The 20553-nt window shown below is 59.9% G+C and carries 12 protein-coding genes; 9 read left to right on the top strand and 3 right to left on the bottom strand.

Annotated features, from left to right (window positions below):
* Positions 1-70: 70 nt before the first annotated feature.
* Positions 71-1780, bottom strand: coding sequence for a ShlB/FhaC/HecB family hemolysin secretion/activation protein (locus tag AB8A27_RS19185; RefSeq protein WP_441243282.1), 1710 nt, complete (start codon positions 1778-1780; stop codon positions 71-73).
* A 325-nt stretch (positions 1781-2105) separates the two neighbouring features.
* Between AB8A27_RS19185 and AB8A27_RS19180 the strand changes: the two genes are divergently transcribed.
* Complete coding sequence (locus tag AB8A27_RS19180; protein ID WP_441243281.1) at positions 2106-2822, top strand: hypothetical protein; 717 nt, start codon at positions 2106-2108, stop codon at positions 2820-2822.
* Positions 2823-2889: 67 nt separating this feature from the next.
* Positions 2890-10008, top strand: coding sequence for an MBG domain-containing protein (locus tag AB8A27_RS19175; protein ID WP_441243280.1), 7119 nt, complete (start codon positions 2890-2892; stop codon positions 10006-10008).
* Between the two features lie 216 nt (positions 10009-10224).
* On the opposite strand, the gene AB8A27_RS19170 is transcribed toward AB8A27_RS19175, so the two are convergent.
* Together AB8A27_RS19170 and AB8A27_RS19165 are read right to left on the bottom strand one after the other, a co-directional pair.
* Positions 10225-11190 (bottom strand): helix-turn-helix domain-containing protein, encoded by a 966-nt coding sequence (locus tag AB8A27_RS19170; RefSeq protein ID WP_441243279.1) that lies wholly within the window; start codon positions 11188-11190, stop codon positions 10225-10227.
* Between the two features lie 52 nt (positions 11191-11242).
* Entirely contained in the window at positions 11243-12250 is a 1008-nt protein-coding gene (locus tag AB8A27_RS19165) for a SphA family protein (protein WP_441243278.1), read from the bottom strand.
* Between the two features lie 760 nt (positions 12251-13010).
* Between AB8A27_RS19165 and AB8A27_RS19160 the strand changes: the two genes are divergently transcribed.
* The 7 genes from AB8A27_RS19160 (at position 13011) to AB8A27_RS19130 (ending at position 20549) form a co-directional block, all read left to right on the top strand.
* The gene (locus AB8A27_RS19160; protein ID WP_441244956.1) at positions 13011-13994 is read left to right on the top strand and encodes a formylglycine-generating enzyme family protein; all 984 of its coding nucleotides are present in this window, start codon (positions 13011-13013) and stop codon (positions 13992-13994) included.
* A gap of 33 nt (positions 13995-14027) precedes the next feature.
* Positions 14028-15746 carry a sulfatase-like hydrolase/transferase gene (locus tag AB8A27_RS19155; RefSeq protein ID WP_441243277.1) on the top strand — a complete coding sequence of 573 codons (1719 nt, stop codon included), beginning with the start codon at positions 14028-14030 and terminating at the stop codon, positions 15744-15746.
* 84 nt (positions 15747-15830) lie between these two features.
* Positions 15831-16820, top strand: a complete 990-nt coding sequence (locus tag AB8A27_RS19150) for an HAD family hydrolase (protein ID WP_441243276.1) — start codon at positions 15831-15833, stop codon at positions 16818-16820.
* A 110-nt stretch (positions 16821-16930) separates the two neighbouring features.
* Positions 16931-18301 (top strand): DUF1254 domain-containing protein, encoded by a 1371-nt coding sequence (locus tag AB8A27_RS19145; protein ID WP_441244955.1) that lies wholly within the window; start codon positions 16931-16933, stop codon positions 18299-18301.
* A gap of 20 nt (positions 18302-18321) precedes the next feature.
* Positions 18322-19353, top strand: coding sequence for a DUF1254 domain-containing protein (locus AB8A27_RS19140; protein ID WP_441243275.1), 1032 nt, complete (start codon positions 18322-18324; stop codon positions 19351-19353).
* Positions 19354-19365: 12 nt separating this feature from the next.
* Complete coding sequence (locus tag AB8A27_RS19135) at positions 19366-19611, top strand: DUF3302 domain-containing protein (protein ID WP_441243274.1); 246 nt, start codon at positions 19366-19368, stop codon at positions 19609-19611.
* Positions 19608-20549: an HlyD family secretion protein gene (locus tag AB8A27_RS19130; protein WP_441243273.1), complete on the top strand. Its 942-nt coding sequence runs from the start codon at positions 19608-19610 to the stop codon at positions 20547-20549. The genes AB8A27_RS19135 and AB8A27_RS19130 overlap by 4 nt, the downstream gene beginning before the upstream one ends.
* Positions 20550-20553 lie beyond the last annotated feature (4 nt).

Raw genomic sequence — 20553 nt, 5'->3', positions numbered from 1 at the left:
CTCCTGCCGTATCAATGGAATGGCGTCTGACCGAAAGCAAGTGATCTGTTCGTTGTTGCCGTTTCGGAATCTAGTAGCGGAGTGAGCCACCTGCGAACACCATCCAGCCGTCGAGGCTGGAAGCATTGGCACGTCGTTCGCTGAGCTCCACGAAGCCGGATAGCGACGGGGCGTCGGGCGCCTGCGGTGCGAGCTGAAAGCGCATACCGCCGCCATAGTTGTTCGCGCGGATAACCGGGATTTCCAATACGGTGGGCATTTCATAGCGGCGCTCGCCGGTCGCTGCAAAGACGTAAGGCACGATTGCATGCGGTTCGGCGAGGAACGGAAGCTGGGTGCTCCAGCCGAATTCTCCGCGTCCCACCCAGCCGGTATCGCCGGCGAGCGTGCCGGCGGCAAAGCCGGACAGCATGTTGGCGCCAATGATCGGAAACTGCTCGGACGTGAGCATCGGGCGACCGAACGATGTCTGGCCTGCAAGTCCTGCCGAGAGAAACAGGTTTTCGGGAAGCGTTTGCATGACATCGATGCGACCGTCGAGCTTGCTGAATTCTGCGTCGGCGCCTTGCCGCGAGAGTGGGAGCAACGGCGTCGCATCGGCTATGGAGCGGGCTCCAAGCGCGTTGATGCCGTGAGAATAAGTTGCCGTGTAGGTGAGGGTGGTTCCACTTTCGCGTAGTCGCAGTATGCCATCGAGGCCGACGCGTGGCACGCGTGTCCGGTCAAGCGATAGCGGTGTGGCCGGCGTCGTGATCAGCGTGCTGACCTGTTCTTCCGTGAGATCGAAGCGCGCATTGAAGCTCAGTTCGGCGTCGCGGCGTTTGACGATATCGTAGGCGAGTTTTGCGCGACCCTGCCGGAAAATCCCCTGTGAAGCGAATATCGCATCGACTCGCGGGGTCGTGCGACCATCGGTAACACCGAGTTCGAACCGCCAGCCGTCGATGCCGAGCGGGACGGCGAGGTTTGCACCGAGATAGCGGCGCGTCGGATAGGGCGTCACAAAATCATTGTCGGGCAGGCCGGCGATGGAGATCGAGAGCTGTTCGCCAAATCCCGTCAGATTGTTGAGCGAGAAATACGTTGCCGCCTGCCACTCGCCGAAGGATTTGGGCATGCCATTGTCGAGATAGAGGCTCGCCGAGACTGGCCTGTACCGGCCGCTGAGCACCAGAACGGAGCCTCCAACGGCCGAGCCGGCGGCAAAAGTGGCATTGAGAACGAGACCTGGTGTGTCGCCCGCGATCAGCAATTGCCGTTCAAGTTCGTTTTGTGTGAGGCGTCGCTTGTTGAGCAATGGCGCCAGCACGGCTGCAACGCGAGCAGCCGATGTTCCGGGCAGCGTGCTAGTATCGAATTTCTCGACATAGCCGTCAATGACGCGAAGCTTTACACGTGCGCGCCGGTCAAGCTCCTGGGGCAGGATGACGATACGCACGAGCGGGTAGCCTACGCGCACATAGGCTTGCTGCAGCTTGTCGGCAAGGCCGAACAGATCTGCGACCGTAACGGACTTTCCCAGCAACGCCGCCGCAGCTTCCTTCCTCGCGATGGCGATCTCGTCAAATTCGCCTTCGATGTCGATTCCGGTCAGGATAAATGTCAGCTTTTTGGCGGCATCCGGCACGGTTGAGCCGGCGGCGATCTGCGGCAAGGTGATACGCGTCGATGCGGGCGGCGTAGCAATCGTGGGCGGTTGTACGAGGCTTGGCGCGGGCGCGGGGGATTGAGCGAGCACGCCACTGCATGACCATCCCAAGGCGATTGCGATCAATGCCAAGGATTTCCTTGTCGAACGAATACACATCAAAACAGCCCCAGAACTTCCCACGTGCAGTGCGCGTGCGTCCGCCGATCATGCGCAATCCAACGACCGGCACCGTCAGGCCGCAGTGACGCGGCGCATATATGCATGGATAGTTTGAGCGTGCATCAACCATAACGGTCGTTGAGTGCCGATGTGAACGAGCGTTCACACGGTGTTCGAAACTGATTGCATCCAGCCCCTAATAAGACGCTGGTATCATGGGCATCGGCTGCGTGCGCGCAACCCGGAGCGATTCTGCGCTCAAACCGATGCAATTGATCGCTTAGGAGTTGAGCAGGTGAAAGATCGTTTCGGCACTTCCATTCGTCGTGATTCCGCGTCGCATGTGCTCAAGCGCGTGATGGCACGGTTGATCCTCGTCGCCGCGATTGTCGCGGGCGTGACCGATGTCTTGCCGGTTCGAGCGCAGCAGGAAGCGCCGAAGTATGAGGTTACGGGGTTCCGCGACGCCCGTTTCGGCATGACGGAGGCGGAGGTGCGCGCCGTCGTGACGAAGGCATTCAATGTCAAAGCGGCCGACATCGCGAGCAGCGTGAACAGCATCGAGGGTACGAATGTCCTGACCGTCGCTGTGCCGTCGCTCGATCCTGGTCCGGGTGCTGCGCGGGTCGCCTACATCTTCGGCAACAAGTCGAAGAAACTCATTCAGGTCAATGTCGTCTGGGGCGAGGTCGCCTCCACGCCGCCGGTCGATCCCAATGCGATGATCACCGCCGGCACGCGCCTTGAGCGCTATCTTGCAGGCTTTGTCTGGAAGAAGGACACGCTCCGCTCCGGCATTCCCGTCGGCGATAATGCGATTGTGCTGTTCGCCGGCGAGGACGAGAAAAAGGGGGCGGTCCGGCTAATCGCCGATGGTGTCAAATACCAGATGCAGCGCGAAGGCAATCAGACCACGTCGCCGGACCCGAAGGGACCGCCAAAGCTGATCATCAATTACATCGCCGAACGCGATGATCCCGACATTGCGCGGATCGAGCGCGGCAAATTCTGAACAGGGCAGACAAGACGACCTCGGGAGCGCCGGTCAACGGTGCCCGTGTAGGTGACAGGAGCTGGGCATGACACAGACATATGACGTGACGCCGATCCGCGGCAGCGTGAGAGCGGCTTTCGCACCGCTGGTGTTCGGCTGCGTGGTGTTCAGTGGCAGCATTGCACTGGCGCAGACGCTGCCAGGCGGCGGCACCGTGACACACGGCGCCGCGAGCATCGCCGCGCCGTCGAACGGAACGCTGAATGTCAACCAGTCCTCGAACAGCGCCATCATCAACTGGAATTCGTTCTCGATCGGCGCCGGCGGCACCGTCAACTTTAACCAGCCGAGCGCGGCGGCTGCCACTCTTAACCGTGTCACGGGCAATACGCCTTCCAGTATCGCAGGCACGATCAACGCGCCCGGCACCGTGCTGCTGGTCAATCCGAACGGCATTGGGATCACCAATACGGGCGTCGTCAATGCCGGCTCCTTTGCGGCCTCGACCCTGGATATCCGGAACGAGGACTTCCTGTCGGGCAAATACAAGTTCACCGGCAACGGCTCCTCGGCTGTCGTCACCAATGCCGGCCGCATCAATGTGTCCGATGGCGGCTTCGCGGCATTGCTCGGCGGGCGTGTCGCCAATGACGGCGTGATTTCGGCGCGGCTCGGCAAGGTCGGTCTCGGCTCCGGCGAGATGATTACGCTCGATCTGTCCGGCGACGGCTTCCTGTCGGTCGCCGTACCGTCCAACCAGCTTGGCAATCTGGTCGATGGTACCGGCAAGGCGCTGGTGACCAATAGCGGAAAGATCCGTGCCGATGGCGGACAGGTGTTCCTCAGCGCCGCCACGGCGAACAACATCCTGCGCGATGCGGTGAACGTCCCGGGGACGATCCGCGCCAATTCGGTCGGCACCCGCGCCGGGCGCATTGTACTCGGTGGCGGCGAGGGTGGCCGCGTCAACGTGTCCGGCCGTGTCACGGCGACCGGCAAGTCGCGCAGTCAGGTGGCTGCCGACAACAAGAAGGGTGGCCAGATCGACATCAGCGGTGCTGAGATCGCATTGGCCGGCGCACGCATTGATGCGTCGGGTGCGGCCGGCGGCGGCAGCGTTCGCATCGGTGGCGATGCCTATGGTCGCGGCGACTTTCAGCATGCCGTGAAGGTTGCGGCGGATTCGGCGACGGTGATCCGCGCTGACGCGCTGGACAGCGGCAAAGGCGGCAAGATCGTGCTGTGGTCGGACGGTCTCACCAGCGTGCGCGGCACGCTGTCGGCGCGCGGTGGTGTCAATGGCGGCGACGGCGGCCTCATTGAGACCTCGGGCAAGGAGCTTGATTTCGCCGGCATTCGCGTCGATGCGTCAGCGCCGAAGGGACGCACCGGCGACTGGCTGCTCGATCCGGTCACGCTCACCATCGATTCCGCGGCGGCGGCGACCATCGGCGCGAATCTCGGCTCGGCCAATGTCACGCTGATCACCACGGCGTCGTCCGCCAGCGGCCCGGGCAACCAGTCCCAGGGCGCCGGCGATATCATCATCAACGCGCCGATCTCCTGGACATCAGCCAACACGCTGCGTCTGAACGCCTATCACGACATCCAGATCAACGGCACGATCTCCGGCAGCAACGGGACGCTGTGGCTGACGGCGCCCGGCAGCGTCACGCAGACCGCGCCAATCATGGTGTCGAACCTCCTGCTACCGCTCACCTTCACCTCGGTGTCGCTGACCAGCGCCGGCAATGTTGTCGGCCGGTTGTCGACCGATACATCGAGCGTGGACTGGGAAAGCGATACGCCCCAGCCGTACAGCCCGGGGTCGCTGGCTTTCACCAATAACGGTAATCTCATCACCGGCGATATTTATGGGCGCGATGTGTCGCTCGTGATCGGCGGCTCGCTCACCTACGAAAGCAGAATTTTCGCGAACGGAACGTCGCCATCGACGTCGTTATCGATCGTCGCGGCCAGCGACGTCACCGCCGGCAGAAACGGTGGGATCGTTGGCGGCAATATATCGATCACGTCGGGTGGTGCGATCACCACCAACTCGCTGGGCTCGTTCGGCACGATCAATCTGCGGTCGGCCGGAAATATCCAGATCAACGATCACATTTCCAACTTCAACAGCGCGCTGACTTCGGTGACGCTCCGCTCCGACAACGGCCTCGTCAACTTCGCGTCCAATGCGCGGGTGAATACGGCCACGCCCGTCGAAATCTTTTACAATCCCTATGCGGCGACCGGCAGTTACGCCAATACGATCAATTATTCCAGCATCACGCTCGGCGGCTACGGCGCGAGCGTGTCGGCCTATATGCTGGTCAATGATGTCTACCAATTGAAGGGGGTCGAATCCAATCTCGGCGGTACCTACGCGCTGGGCCGGGACATCGATGCCAGCGTGACGTCGACCTGGACCTGTCTGAGCGGCATCTGCCGCGGCTTCGATCCGATCGGTGCGTTTGGAGATGGTCGCCCCTATCAGGGCTTCACCGGTACGCTCGATGGCCGCGGCTATGCGATCCTGAACATGTACCAACGCCGCGGCGAAGGGCAGGTCGGCGGCGGCGATGTCGGCGTGTTCTACCAGAACAATGGCACGATCCGGAATGTCGGTATCATCGGCGGTTCGTTCAGTGGCAATGCCAGCTATGTCGGTTCGATCGCCGCAGAGAACAATGGCACGCTGACGAATGTTTATTCGACGGCGAGCGTGACCAACATCGCCAGTTCGCTGGGCGCGGGCGGTCTGGTGGCACGCAATAATGGCATCATCAATGGCGGCTCCTATTCGACCGGTGCCATCCGCGGCTATGTTGTCGGCGGCATCGCCGGCTACAATTACGGTACCATCCAGGATTCTTATTCGGCCGGCTCGGTCACCGGCGCGACGGCAGGTGGCATTGCCGGCATCAATGGCGAAGGCGCCATGGTCCGCTGGACTTATTCGCTTGCCAGCGTGAACGGCACGAGCTGGACCGGCGGTCTTGTTGGCGAAAATCAATGGAGCGTGATGGGCTTCGCGTCGCTTCAAGATTCGTATTTCGCGGGCGCGGTGTCCGGCACCAATGTGGGTGGCATCGTCGGGCGCAACCAGTTCCGCGACTGGGACACGATGGAAAGCTTCAATTCCCAGCACAGCCAGTCAGCACGCATCTGGCACGTTTACTGGGATCAGGCCACGTCCGGCACCAGCCGCGCCTTCGGTCGCTCCTATCACGACATGCCGGGTGGCTGGACATCGGAGCAGATCCAGTATGTTTCAGCGCTGAATACCAATTCCGGCAATAGTCCGTATTCGCTCAGCTCCTACAGCTCCTTCAACGATCCGAACTATCTGAACGGCTATCAGGAAGGCAACTTCCATGACCACTGGTACATGGTGGATGGCTATACGCGTCCATTCCTGAAGGCCGAATATTCGACCAACATCCAGAACCTGCACCAGTTGCAACTGGTGAATATGAACGGTGCTGCCAGTTACAAGCTTGCGCGCGACATCAACGCGTCGGCAGAATTGTCCACCGGGATGTGGAAGGGCAACGCCTTCTCGCCGATCTCGCCGATCAGCTATAGCGGTTACACGACGAAGTACTTCATGCGCCTGCAATTTGGCGAGAATCGACCGTCCGATTCGTATGAGGTCTGGAACAATGGGGTGCGCGAGGTCTACACGACCGTTTATACGCTGGGCGAGACAGGATATTCGCAGTCGGGACAGTACGCCGACTACGCGAAAACGGCATCCTCGTTCACCGGAACATTGGACGGCCAGGGTCACGCGATCAGAAACCTCTTCGTGAATATGACCGACGGCAATCATGCGGGCGTGTTTGCCTATCTGGCATCCGGCAGCGTGGTGAAGAATCTCGGCGTCGTCGACAGCAGGATCATCGCCGACTGGGGATCGGCCGGCTCGATCGCGGGCCTGAGCGATGGCACGATCTTCCGTTCATGGGCGTCGCGCAGCGATGACGCGAGCGGGGTTTACTCGAACTGGGCCGCCGGCGGTCTGGTCGGCTACAATCGCGGCACGATCGAAGAGTCCTACAGCACGGTGGCGGTCGAGGCGGTCGGCCAGCAGGCCGACTATGTCACCTTCGTCGGCCAGGCCGGCGGCCTCGCCGGCGTCAACGTGAACGAAAACGGCGGTGCCGGACGGATCATCAATTCCTATGCGACCGGACTGGTGCGCGGCAACGGCACATTCGGCGGTCTCGTCGGCACCAACGCGACCAATGACGGCGTCGGCACCATTATCAATTCCTATACGACCGGACGGCTCGATCGGGCCTGGAACTATGGGGTTCACTTCGTCGGTTCTGTCGTCGGGCGCAATGTCAGCGATAACGGGCGGACGGGAACGGTCACGAATACCTATTACGATTCCAGCATCTCGGATCCGTCCTGGCTCGCTCCCAATCGTGGCCAGACCTTCGTCGGCACCGGCCTCACCACGGCGCAGATGCAGGATCTCAATACGTTCCGCACCGTCTATGCCGGATGGGACTATCGCAATGTCTGGATTCCGTCGAACAGCGCGAGCCAGTCTGACGGCGTTGCGCGCTATCCGGAATTCTACTGGGCCAATCACGTCGCCGTCGTCGAGACGTCGAATGCGACGCGCATGTATGGCGACGCCAATACGACGCTGGCGGCGATGATCTACGGCCTCAAGAATTACGATACGCCGAATGCGATCCCGATCACCCTGAACACGACCGCCAATCAGTCCTCCGGCGTCGGCACCTATGCCGTGTCGGCAGGGTTGACCGTGTTGCCGCCGCAGGCCGTTGGCAGTGGTGCTCCTGGTTCTGTTGGCGTGTACCAGCAGTATGTGGGCATGCGGATCAATGGTGGGTCCGACATTATCTGGGATCGGAATTCGACGGCTCAGCAGATCACGGATCGGATCAATCAGTTCACTGGGCAGAATGGCGTGACCGCGACGGTCAACGGGAATGGCGCAATCGTTCTCACCGGCACCGGCACTTTCTCGCTGGTTCCGATGGGCGTGACAATCGGCGACGGCGTCGCCTGGCTACATCTGACGCCATATGTGCAGGTCACATCGACCCAGCTTCAGCCTGTCAGTAACGATGGCGCGCGCTATCGCATCATCAACCTGCCGAGCGGGCAACTGACGGTGACGCAGCGTGCGATCACGGTGGCGGCCGATGCCGGGCAGGGCAAGATCTATGGCGACGCCGGCACGGCACTTACCTGGCAAGTGACCGGTGGATCGCTGGTGAATGGCGATAGCCTGACCGGCTCGCTCGGCCGCGCCGCGGGCGAGAATGCTGGCAATTATGCCATCAATCGCGGCTCGCTCAGCGCGTCGTCGAACTATGCCGTGACCTTTGTCGGGACCGACTACAGCATCGCCAAACGCAATGTGACGCTGTCGCTCACCGGCACGGTGGAGAAGCAGTATGACGGCACTAACAGTGCCATTCTCGGCGCCGGCAACTTCGCGCTGAGCAATATGGCTGCGGGTGATTCCGGCCTGCTGTCGGTGGCGAATCTGCCGATCTCGGGCACCTTTGACAATGCCAATGCCGGAAGCGGCAAGACCGTCTCCTTCAATCTCGGCTCGGGCGGCCTGACTGGCAGCGCGGCTGGCAACTACACGCTGGTCGTCAATAACAGTCGCAATATCGGCAACGTCACCAAGGCGGCGCTGACCATCACGGCGAACGACCAGTCCAAGACCTATGGCGATACGCTCGCTCTCGGCAGCAGCGGTTTCAGCATCGGCGGCACGCTTTATGGTACGGACCGTGTGACCGGCGTGACGCTGGCGAGCCTTGGCGCCGATGCATTGGCGAATGTGACCGGTGCGCCTTACGGGATCACGGTCAGCAATGCACTCGGCAATGGCCTCGGAAACTACACCATCACCTATGTCGGCGGTTCGCTGTCGGTGGCGGCGGCTGACATCATCGTGTCGGCAAATGGCGGCAGCTCGGTCTATGGCCAGTCGCCCGCCAATCCGGGCCTTTCGGCGAGCGGTTTGAGGAACGGCCAGGATGTCGATGTCCTGACCGGCCTGAGTAACTCGTTTGGCATCCTGCCGACGACGGGCGTGGCCGGCGGTCCGTATACGCTCAGCGTGGCGGGAACACTGACCAACGCGAATTATCGCGTGACGGCGCGCAACGATGCCTCCTGGACGGTGACGCCGGCCTCCGTCGTCGTTACCGCCAATGGCGGCACATCGGTCTATGGCAGCTCGCCGCTCAATCCGGGTCTGTCGGCCACCGGCTTGCAGAATAACGAGGGCATCGATGTTCTTGCGGGCCTTCGCAACTCGTTCGGCATTACAGCGACCAGCGGAGTGGCGCACGGGCCATATGCGCTCACTACGCTCGGCACACTGACCAATCCAAACTATCAGGTCTCCGCGTTCAATCCGGGCAGCTGGACCGTCACGCCAGCCTCCATTGTTGTCACGGCTAATGGCGGCACATCTGTCTATGGCAGTTCGCCGCTCAATCCCGGCCTGTCGGCCACCGGTCTGCAGAACGGTCAGGGGATCGATGTTCTGACCGGGCTCGTTAATTCGTTCGGCATCACCGGCCGGACCGGTGTCGCGGGCAATCCCTATCTGCTTGATGTAGCCGGAACGCTGACCAATCCGAACTATGCGATCTCGGCCCGCAACAGTGGCGCCTGGATCGTGACGACCGCGCCGCTGACAGTCACCGCAGACCCGCAGAGCAAGATGTTCGCGGAGCTCGATCCGGCGTTGACCTATCGTCTCACCGGCGGCACGCTGTTCAACGGCGACCGCTTCTCCGGCTCGCTGGAGCGCGCGCTGGGTGATGTGGTGGGCGACTATGCCATTCGGCTAGGTTCGCTCGGCGTTTCGCCGAACTATGCGCTAAGCTATGTCGGGGCGGTTTTCACGATCAAGTCGTTCAACGTCTCGCTCGCGCCGGCCGCCGGCCAGATCGGAGTGGTCAATTCGGCCGCACCGACGGCCAACGCGATGTCGCCGTCTCCTGTCGGCCCTGCGAAGTCCTCCTTCGATAACCTCTTCCAGCCGCCGCCGAGCTCGCCGGCTCCGACCGGAATCGTTGCCAGCAACCCTGGCGGGACATCCAGCCCCAATGGATCGCGCGATGGTGACGTGACGAACTCCATCGGTGGTGAGACACGCGACGACAGAAAGCGGAGGAACGGTCGGTGAAACGACTCTCGCCGGCAGTTCCGCGTCCTCTGAATAGCTTTTAAATCAACGGGTAGTTGTGGTGAGAGATGTCCGTAGAAAGAAAGGATCGGAACTCTTGGCGCCGCGCGATCGCTGTTAGCTTACGCACAAATGTTGGTGGTCGTGTCGTCCTTGGTCAGCCGATAAAGCCGGTTGAGCTTGTCGTCGGCGTACGTGCCACGCGCTGAAAAGGGATCACGCGGCAGTCAGCAAGGGACGAGCGCCGAGCGTCTTCGACGGATGCTCCCCGAAAAGCGTGTGGTAGTAGTAGGCGAAACGCCCCAATTCGATAAATCCATGTTCGATTGCGACTTTGGCCACTGTGGTTTGCGTCGGATCGCTTTCTCGCAGGATGGAATGAATATCGCACAAGCGCTTGTGGCGCAGGAACGTCACCGGTCCCATACCCAGAACCTCATCAAATGCGCGATGAAGGGTTCGACGAGATACAGCGAACTCGGTGCAGATCTCCGAGATATGTACTGGCCTCGTACCCACCGTATCGATGTAGTTTTCAACGTTCCGGACCAGCGCGGCGGCGGACATGTGTAGCCTTGCGCTGTCAGACGGCAGTGAATGCAGGATAGTTGCCAACATGGCATCCGTGATTGACCGTCTCCAGAAATCGGCCGACTGATCAGGCAAGTTGTCAGTTGAATCTGCGAGGAGCGAGGCGATCTTGCGCAATCTATAAATCGCAATCGCGCCGAGGCGCGGATCGGTCTTATAGTGGTTCTTTACACTCCATGTCGCGGGATCGGACAAATCTGTTGCACGGCCGAAGATACTGGTGACGTCCGCCAAATCCAGACGAATGGCGGCGTAGGAGGAGGCGCCAAAAAACCTGCCGTCATGGTCGATGCTCGGCGGAATAACCAGAACGTCGCCGGGCTGCATGTCGTACGACCAGTGCGTTACACGATTGCTGGATCCCAGTAGCATTCCGATGATGAGCTTTTGCTCCTTCGACGTCCGCTGTGTTCGAATTCCGGCTGAGAATGATCCAACGCTGAGAGAGAAACTCCCGATTCCCACGTGGGTCAGAGAGCCTCGCAGCTTGCCGCGCTCAAGTTGCATCACGTCCACGTGGGAGCCGTGAACTGCTTCGCGAAAACCCTCGAAGTCAGTCACGCGGGTAGTTGTCACCGAAAGCTCACTCATCGTGTCGTCCCTTTCAATAGGGCAACAACAGGGTGAGGCACCAAAGACTCACCTAGAACTTTGCCTTGATCGCTGACGGCATCGGCTTCACTGATGAATCGACGCTGATGGGAAGCGAGACGGTGAAATAGCCTGCGGTTCCCTCCATGCGATTTTGCACATCGAACTCTCGATAGACCTTGATACGCGTCGAGATCGGCAGCTTCTCGACTTCAAAGGTGTAACCGACTGTTCCGCCAAGTGCGATGACACGGCCTTCAAATGCCCCGAGGCTCGCGCCCGTGCCGCTATCGGCAGTCAATTGCTGATAGTAGTAGCCAACGAGACCGATGGTGAACTCCTTGGTGATGTACTTCGACGCGGCCCATTCGAGGTGGAATTCGTCGCCAGTCTTGTAATCCGTTGCGGTGTTAGCCTGGTTGAACGTGACGCCCATGGCCATGGATAGATCAACACCGATTTTCGGGTCGAGCCACGTCAGCGTCCCGAAGACATCCACCGCCGGCCGGTTCAACGACGCATTGGACAATTGCCCCAAGGCATAGCTACCGGAGGGAATGATGCCACTGACGCCGAGTTGCCAGTGAAAATTTCCCGAATGCCATCCCAGGAATGAACCGATCTGGAAGTCGCTCAGGTTGGTCCTGTCATCGGTTACGTTGAGGCCAATAGGCCCGAAGCGGGGAGAATTCACCAGCAGGCTGGCATTGACGCGGGGTGCGCCAAAGGTCGGAATGGTCGCCGAGAAGGCGAGATCGCCACCCAGAATCTTTGCGGGCGTTACCCACAATGTCGTTGGAAGATTGAACCAGCTTTGGGCACTTACATTTGCAACGAGCAAACCGCCGGTTGGAAGCGAGCGGCCGCCACCGATCTTTCCGGAGTAAAAATACGTGTCGTCCTGGAAATAGACGCCGGGTGGCGGAGTGAAGCCGGCGCCGGGACCGCGCGCGCCGAGTAGATAAACACCGAAACCGCCTTCCGCTGCATCTGCTGTCCCGCTCGTAACACCGAGAAAAAGCGTCGCTGCGACACCGATGAAGCGAGAACCGTATCGCATCGCTACCTCCGCCCAAGGGAATCGACGTGCGACCGAAAGCATGGCCGCTTGCAATCTAAAAGGAATTTTTGCGAGACAACAACCTCAAACGTCCGGTGTGGAGAATCGCGCTGACTTTTACGCAAATTGCGAGTCGTGACGAGTGTTCCCTTAATCCTGACGGCGCAATCGAGAACTTTGGCACAAACTGCACATCCCAATTTCAGATCCTGCGCATAGTCTGCTCGGCGCTGCCATCAAGTGAGCAGCGTTATCGCTCGACGCGACCACAGTTTTCTTTTGCCAAAATTTTTTGCGTTGAAACAAGAGGGGACAGATAGCGTGACCTTCGGCGATTCAAGGCTTCTTGGCCGCAATGCTGCAACTCTCACTGTGGCGCCACTCCTCGTGCCAGATGCACCCGTACCCGGTCATGGTGCATTGCGGGGGCTGCAAGTTAGCAACACGTCAGCGATTGTCCCGGTCGCGGTGGTGCGCAGAGGCAGAGTCATTATTGGTCCGCGTGGCGGTACTGTTGTATGCCGACCAGCGGTTCGCCTTGGCGTTCGGACTGGTCGCTGGGTGCGCCCTCGGGTGGTACAGGCGACGGCCCAGTGGCGCGACCGCGGCAGGTGCTGCCATCGGTTTCTTAACAGCAGCGACCGTGTGGGCGGGGTCACCGCCAGCGCCCGGCTATTGCTGGTACGACAGCGACCCCAGTCAGATGCAAGGATTCTCGGACGTTTGCCAATAGTCGATGGTTAGTGGGAATGCCATGACGATGTTGCGAGCTGACATCGAGCGAAGCGATCAATCAGCAGACGATCCGCGAAAGGACGGGATGATGTGGATTCCCGGTGGCACCTTCCGCATGGGATCTGATCACCATTATCCAGAGGAAGCGCCAAGTCATCATGTGACCGTTGATGGCTTCTGGATCGACAAAACGCCTGTCACAAACCGGCAGTTCAAGCAGTTCATGAAAGCCACGGGACATGTGACTCTCGCCGAAATTCCGCCAGACCCGAAGGACTATCCCGGCGCGCTACCGCACATGCTTTATGCCGGTTCGCTGGTGTTCACGCCGCCGCGCCAGCCGGTCGATCTGCGCAATTGGGCCGAATGGTGGTCCTTCATGAAGGGGGCCGACTGGCGCCACCCTTACGGACCCAAAACCAATATCAACGTGCACGACAATCACCCTGTCGTGCACGTTTCGTATTCGGATGCGCTCGCTTACGCAAAATGGGCCGGTAAGGATTTGCCGACCGAAGCCGAATGGGAATTTGCGGCGCGTGGCGGCCTCGATAGCGCCGAGTTCGCGTGGGGCGACGAGTTCACGCCGGGCGGTGCGCATATGGCCAATACCTGGCAGGGCGAATTCCCGCGGGAGAATCTTGGTCAGGATGGCTTTGAGCGCACGTCGCCGGTGACGGCCTTTCCGCCGAACGGTTACGGCGTTCACGACATGATCGGCAATGTGTGGGAATGGACCAGCGACTGGTATTCACCGAAGCACGAAGCTGACGCGCTAAAGGCCTGCTGCATTCCTGAAAATCCGCGCGGCGGCCGCGAAGATCAGAGCTACGACGCCTGTCATCCGAACATCAGAATTCCCCGCAAGGTGCTCAAGGGCGGCTCGCATCTGTGCGCGCCAAATTATTGCCGCCGCTATCGCCCGGCTGCAAGGCACGCCGAACCGGTTGACACGTCCACCAGTCATGTCGGATTTCGCTGTGTGACAAGGAAACTCGCTACGCAATGACCTTCAACTTCTGTGTGAAGAACGGAGAGTGCAATGACGAGCAGTGCGAAAGACAGAGATCAAGTCGAAACTCCATCCAACGAGGCTGACAATAGCGCTCTCAGTCGCCGGAATATTCTGCTGGGCTCATCAGCGCTGGTGGCAATCGCGGCGATGACATCGGCCGCAGAGGCTCAGACGCAAAAGGCAGCACCTACGCCAGCGCCCGTCACACCGTCCGGGCGCAAACCGAACATCCTCGTCATTTTTGGCGATGATGTGGGCCAGACCAACCTCAGCGCCTATTCGTTTGGCCTGATGGGTTACAAGACCCCGAACATCGATCGGATCGCCAAAGAAGGTATGATGTTCACCGACTACTACGCCGAACAGAGTTGCACCGCGGGCCGTTCGTCGTTCATTACCGGACAGTGCACGCTCCGGACCGGGCTTTCCAAGGTCGGCATCCCCGGCGCGACGGTAGGGCTTCAAGCCAGGGATGTGACGCTTGCCGAGCTACTCAAGCCGCTCGGCTACGCCACCGGCCAGTTCGGAAAAAATCACCTCGGCGACCGTAACGACTTTTTGCCCACAGTGCATGGCTTTGATGAGTTCTATGGTAATCTTTATCATCTCAACGCGGAGGAGGATCCGGAATCGCGTACTTACCCGCGCGACCCCCGCTTCCGTGAAGCCCTTGGTCCCCGTGGCGTTCTGCGCTGCAAGGCATCGGACCGCGACGATCCGACCGAGCAGCCGCGCTGGGGTAGGGTTGGCAAGCAGACGATCGAGGATACCGGACCGCTTACCAAGAAGCGCATGGAGACTGTCGACGACGAGACCTCGGCGGCAGCCATCGAATTCATCCAGCGTCAGACTCGGGCCAACACGCCGTTTTTCTGCTGGTTCAACTCTACGCGCATGCACTTTCGCACCCATGTGCGGGACTCTCATCGCGACAAGCCGGGACTGACCGCGCGGACCGAGTATGCCGACGGCATGATTGAACACGATGCGGTAATCGGAACCATTCTCAAAGCAGTGGACGATCTTGGTATCGGCAACGACACCATCGTGATCTACACGACGGACAACGGCCCGCATCAGAATTCCTGGCCGGATGCCGGCACGACGCCGTTCCGAAGCGAAAAGAATACCAACTGGGAAGGCGCGTTCCGCGTCCCATGCATGATCCGCTGGCCGGGTAAAGTTCAACCGGGCTCGGTCTCTAATGACACCGTAAGTGGCCTCGACTGGTTACCAACCCTCATGGCGGCTGCCGGCGATCCTGACATTAAGGACAAGCTGCTCAAAGGTTACCAGACCGGGAGCAAGACCTGGAAAGTTCATCTCGACGGCTACAACCAGTTGCCCTATCTCACCGGCCAACAGCCACGCAGCGCGCGCAAGGAGTTCTTCTACCTCAACGACGACGGTGATCTCGTCGCCATGCGTTACGAAAACTGGAAGATCGTGTTCGAGGAGCAGCGCGCGACGGGCACCATGCGAATTTGGGCCGAACCCTTCACAAAGCTGCGTGTTCCGAAAATTTTCGACCTGCGGTCGGACCCCTATGAGCGCGCGGACATCACGTCGAACACGTTCTACGATTTTTTCATGTCGGACGGAGCCGGCCCATTTATTGCGTCCCAATCGATAGTGGCGCCTTTTCTCGCCACCTTCACAGAGTTCCCGCCCAGCCAGCGGCCATCGAGCTTCAGCGTCGATCAGCTGATCGAGAAGATGCAAAGGAGCCTTGAGCCGCCGCACTAGCCTTGCGTGATCCCGGCCGGTAGCAATGCCGGCTGGTACTGCGTCGCCTGTGAAGGGATACAGCTCGGGATTGAGAGGTTGTCGATGAAGTTCACCCGACGCTTCATGTTCGCTGTGCTATCGGTCATGTTTCTGCCATTTCCGGCAGCCTTTTCTCAGTCCGATCCATTGCCATCCTGGAATGACGGCGCGGTCAAACAGTCCATCACCGATTTCGTAGCAAAGGTGACCACACAGGGCGGTGCAGATTTTGTGTCACCCGCCGAACGCATCGTCGTATTCGACAATGACGGCACGCTGTGGTGCGAGCAGCCGATCTATTTCCAGGCCGCCTTTGCGCTTGACCGCGTCAAGGCCATGGCGGCGCAGCATCCCGAATGGAAGCAGCAGCAGCCGTTCAGCGCGCTTCTCTCCGGCGACGGAAATGCACTGGCAGAGCAGGGCGAGAAGGGCCTGCTGACGCTGGTGGCCGCGGCGCATAGCGGCATGACCACGGATGACTTCGCAACATCCGTCTCGGACTGGCTGGCGACGGCAAAACATCCCCGCTTCAACCGGCCGTATAACGAGCTGACCTATCAGCCGATGGTCGAACTGCTGACCTATCTTCGCGCCAATGGCTTCAAGACGTTCATCGTGTCCGGCGGCGGCGTCGAGTTCATGCGGGTGTGGGCCGAAAAGGCCTACGGCATTCCGCCCGAGCAGGTGGTCGGTTCAACCGGGGTCACGAAGTATCAGCTCGACGCCGCGGGCAAGCCATCGCTGCTGAAGACGGCCAGGGTGCAGTTCATCGACGATGGGTCGGGCAAACCTGCCGGCATCAACATGATGATCGGCCGCCGTCCGATCCTCGCCTTCGGCAATTCCGATGGCGACCATCAGATGCTGCAATGGACCATGGCGGGAAGTGGCCCCCGCTTTGCCGGCATCGTTCACCACACCGATGCGGCACGCGAATATGCCTATGATCGGCCGTCGAAGATCGGACAGCTCGACAAGGCGTGGGACGAGGCGAAGGCAAAAGGCTGGACCGTCGTGGATATGAAGCAGGACTGGAAGAAGGTTTTTCCCTAAGGAGGAAAGGACCAATGAAGCCAATTTTAGAAGGATTACATAAGGACTTTTTGCAGCACGAGCTGACGCGGCGAACAGCGTTGCTCGGTTCAGCAGCCTTGATGTTCGCCATGTCCAGACAATCACCGATTTCGATCGCCGCTCATGCGGCAACCCTGTCTGCCCAGGAAGTCCGAGCCATAGCCAAGGAAGCGACCATCTACGGCTTCCCGCTCGTAGACAACTATCGCATTCAATACTCCTATTTCGTCGACCGCGGCGGCCCCGAATTCAAGGCGAACTGGAACACGTTGTTCAACAACGCGCGGGTCTACACGCCGGACGACAAGGCGATTCAGTCGCCGAACTCCGATACGCCTTATTCATATGCCGGCGTCGATCTGCGCACCGAGCCGGTGGTATTCACCGTGCCGGTCATGGAAAAGGGGCGCTACTACTCGCTCCAATTCATCGACATGTACACGTTCGACTTTGCCTATGTCGGCAGTCGTGCAACCGGAAATGGCGCGGGCAGCTATCTGCTCGCCGGTCCGAAGTGGAAGGGCACGACACCGAAGGGCGTCAAGGCCGTGATCCGGTCCGAGACCGAATTCGCCTTCGTGCTCTACCGCACCCAACTCTTCAATCCCGCGGACATCGAGAACGTGAAGACGATCCAGGCGGGTTACAAGGTTCAGACGCTATCGCAATTCCTTGGCACGCCGGCGCCTGCCGCCGCGCCCGCCGTCAATTTCGTCAAGCCGTTGATGGCCGAGCAGGAGCGCACGTCGTTGCAATTCTTCAATGTGCTGAATTTCATTCTCCAATTCTGCCCGACGCATCCGTCGGAGACGGCGCTGATGGCGCGCTTCGCCAAGATCGGCGTCGGTGCGGGAAAGCCGTTCGATGCTGGCGCGCTCTCGCCCGACATGCGCAAGGCGTTAGAGGACGGCATGGCCGATGCCTTCAAAGCCGCTGATGAATACAAGGCCACGCAGATTGACACCGGCAAGCGTACGAGCGGTGATAATTTCGGCACGCGTGCATTCCTGAACAACGACTATATGTCTCGTATGAGTGCGGCTGCGCTTGGTATTTACGGAAACGCGAAGCAGGAGGCGATGTACCCGGCTTACTTTGTCGATGCCGGAAAACAGAAGTTGGATGGCAGCAACCGGTACACATTACGCTTTGCGCCGGGCCAGTTGCCGCCGGTCAATGCGTTCTGGTCGCTCACCATGTACGAGCTGCCTGCGAGCTTGCTCTATGCCAATCCGCTCAACCGCTATCTGATCAATTCCCCGATACTACCGAACCTGAAGCGCGACGCCGATGGCGGCATCACGCTCTATGTCCAAAATGAGTCGCCGGGCGCCGACAAGGAGGCCAACTGGCTTCCCACGCCGAAGGGGCCGTTTTTGGTAGCGATGCGGCTTTACTGGCCGAAGCCGGAAGCGCTGAGCGGAAAATGGAAAGCGCCGCCGCTGATGCGGGCAAGCTAAACAAGGAAAGGAATTAATTCATGAAAGTCCTCTTCACTCTCGTTGCTTCAGCACTGGCATGTGCTGAAGTCAGTGCGGCGCAGGCTCAATCGCCTACGGGTGGTTCTGTCCCCGTCACCGCGGACAATTTCGTTCGCGCGGAAACCGACCTCTACTTCGGTGGCGTTATCAAAGACGCCGGCGGCATCGGTAAATTCTTTCACAATCGCGAACCCACCCCGATCGACAGGCAAACTGTCATTCGCATGAATCGCGACACGCTATATTCGGGTGCAATTTTCGACCTGGACGCAGGACCGGTCACGATCACTCTGCCGGATGCCGGCAAGCGCTTCATGTCGATGCAGATCATCAATGAAGACCAGTATACACCGATGGTGGTCTATCGTTCCGGTCCGGTAACACTGACGCGCGACAAGATTGGCACGCGTTATGTCGTGGCCGCTATTCGGACGCTGGTCGACCCGAACGATCCCAAGGACGTAGGGCAGGTACATGCCCTACAAGATGCGATCAAGATGAGCCAGAAGAGCCCCGGCAAGTTCGAGGTGCCGAACTGGGATCAAACCAGCCAGAAGAAAGTACGTGATGCGCTGCTCGTTTTGGGGGCGACGCTCCCCGATTCAAAGGGCATGTTTGGAGTCAAAGGGCAGGTCGATCCGGTGCGGCGTCTGATTGGCTCTGCGATGGCATGGGGCGGAAATCCGGAAAAGGATGCAACCTATCTTACGAATACGCCTCCCAACAACGACAGTGCGACGCCGAGAAAGTTGACGGTGAAGAACGTGCCGGTCGATGGATTTTGGTCAATCAGCGTCTACGACGAAAAGGGCTATTTCGATAAGAACCAATACAACGCTTATTCGGTGAACAACATCACCGGCCAGAAAGCCGCCGACGGCTCGATCACGGTGCAGTTTGGCGGCTGCGATGGCAAGATTCCGAACTGCCTGCCGATTTCAAAAGGCTGGAATTACATCGTGCGGCTCTATCGACCGCGTGCCGAAATTCTCAGCGGCAAGTGGAAATTCCCAGAGCCGCAGTCGATGTAGAGAGTGGTGCTTATGAGCGGATTCGACATCTTCGCCTGGATCGTTCTGATCATCCTGGCCGCCTGCATTGTTGCCGTGTTCTGCATCGCCGGGTGGCTGCCCGGACATATCGCGAAAACCCGCGGTCATCCACAGGCGGAGGCCGTGACCGTCGCGGGCTGGGTCACCCTGATCTGCGGCTTCGCGCTCTGGCCGGTTGCCTTGATCTGGGCCTATGTCGACGTGCCCGCCTCCAGCAAGAGGGAACAGCAGTCATGATGATTGCGATCATGGCGGTCTATCTGGTTCTGCTGTTTGTTCTCGTGCGAACCGGCGTCGTTCGCTTTAGTCTCTTCTGGAAATGCTCTCCCTTCATTGTTCTCCTGCTCCTGAACCTGTTGCTGTTCATCCCGATGGGATGGGGTGCGCCGCAGGGGCCTGCGCTGGTGGTCCGCCACTCGGTCTCCATCGTCCCGGACGTCGCCGGCGAGGTGATCGATGTTCCGGTCGCCGCCAACACTCCGCTCAAGGCAGGCGATGTGCTGTTCAGGATCGATCCGGTGCCTTACGAGGCCCAGGTCAAGGGGATCGAAGCGCAACTGAAACTATCGGACATGCGCCTGGCCCAGATGACTCAACTGTTCGAGCGCGACGCCGGGCGCGGCTTCGATGTTGAGCAGCGGCAATCGGAAGTCGATCAGCTGAGTGCACAGCGTGACAGCGCGCGGTGGAATCTGGACAAGACCATCGTGCGCGCACCGGCCGATGGCTATGTGACCAATGTCGCGCTGCGCAAAGGTGCGCGGGTGGCAAATCTCCCTCTGTCACCGGTGATGGCCTTCATCGATACGTCGGATACGATTGTCGGCGTCGAAATTGCGCAGAACGACGCGCGGTATCTGCAAACCGGGCAACCGGTCGAGGTGACGTTCAAGTTTCTCCCGGGCAGGATCCACACGGGGCGGGTAGAGAGTATCCTGCAGGCCGTCGCCACGGGGCAGACCCAGACGTCGGGCGTTGCCGTGATGCCGAAAGAAGTGCAGTCCGCGCCGTTCGTCGCCCGTGTGAAGCTAGATGACGCCGGGATTGCGGCGCAGTTGCCTGCCGGAAGTGTTGGCGAGGCCGCGATCTTCACCGACCATGTCAAGGCAACGCATATCATCCGTCGGGTGTTGCTGAGACAGATTGCGATCCTGAACTACGTCAATCCGTTTTGAGGTC

The sequence above is a fragment of the Tardiphaga sp. 768_D3_N2_1 genome (assembly GCF_052076105.1).
Classification (GTDB): Bacteria; Pseudomonadota; Alphaproteobacteria; order Rhizobiales; family Xanthobacteraceae; genus Tardiphaga.
The sequence above is the reverse complement of the archived record's forward strand: the minus strand, read 5'-3'. Positions and strand labels throughout refer to the sequence as shown.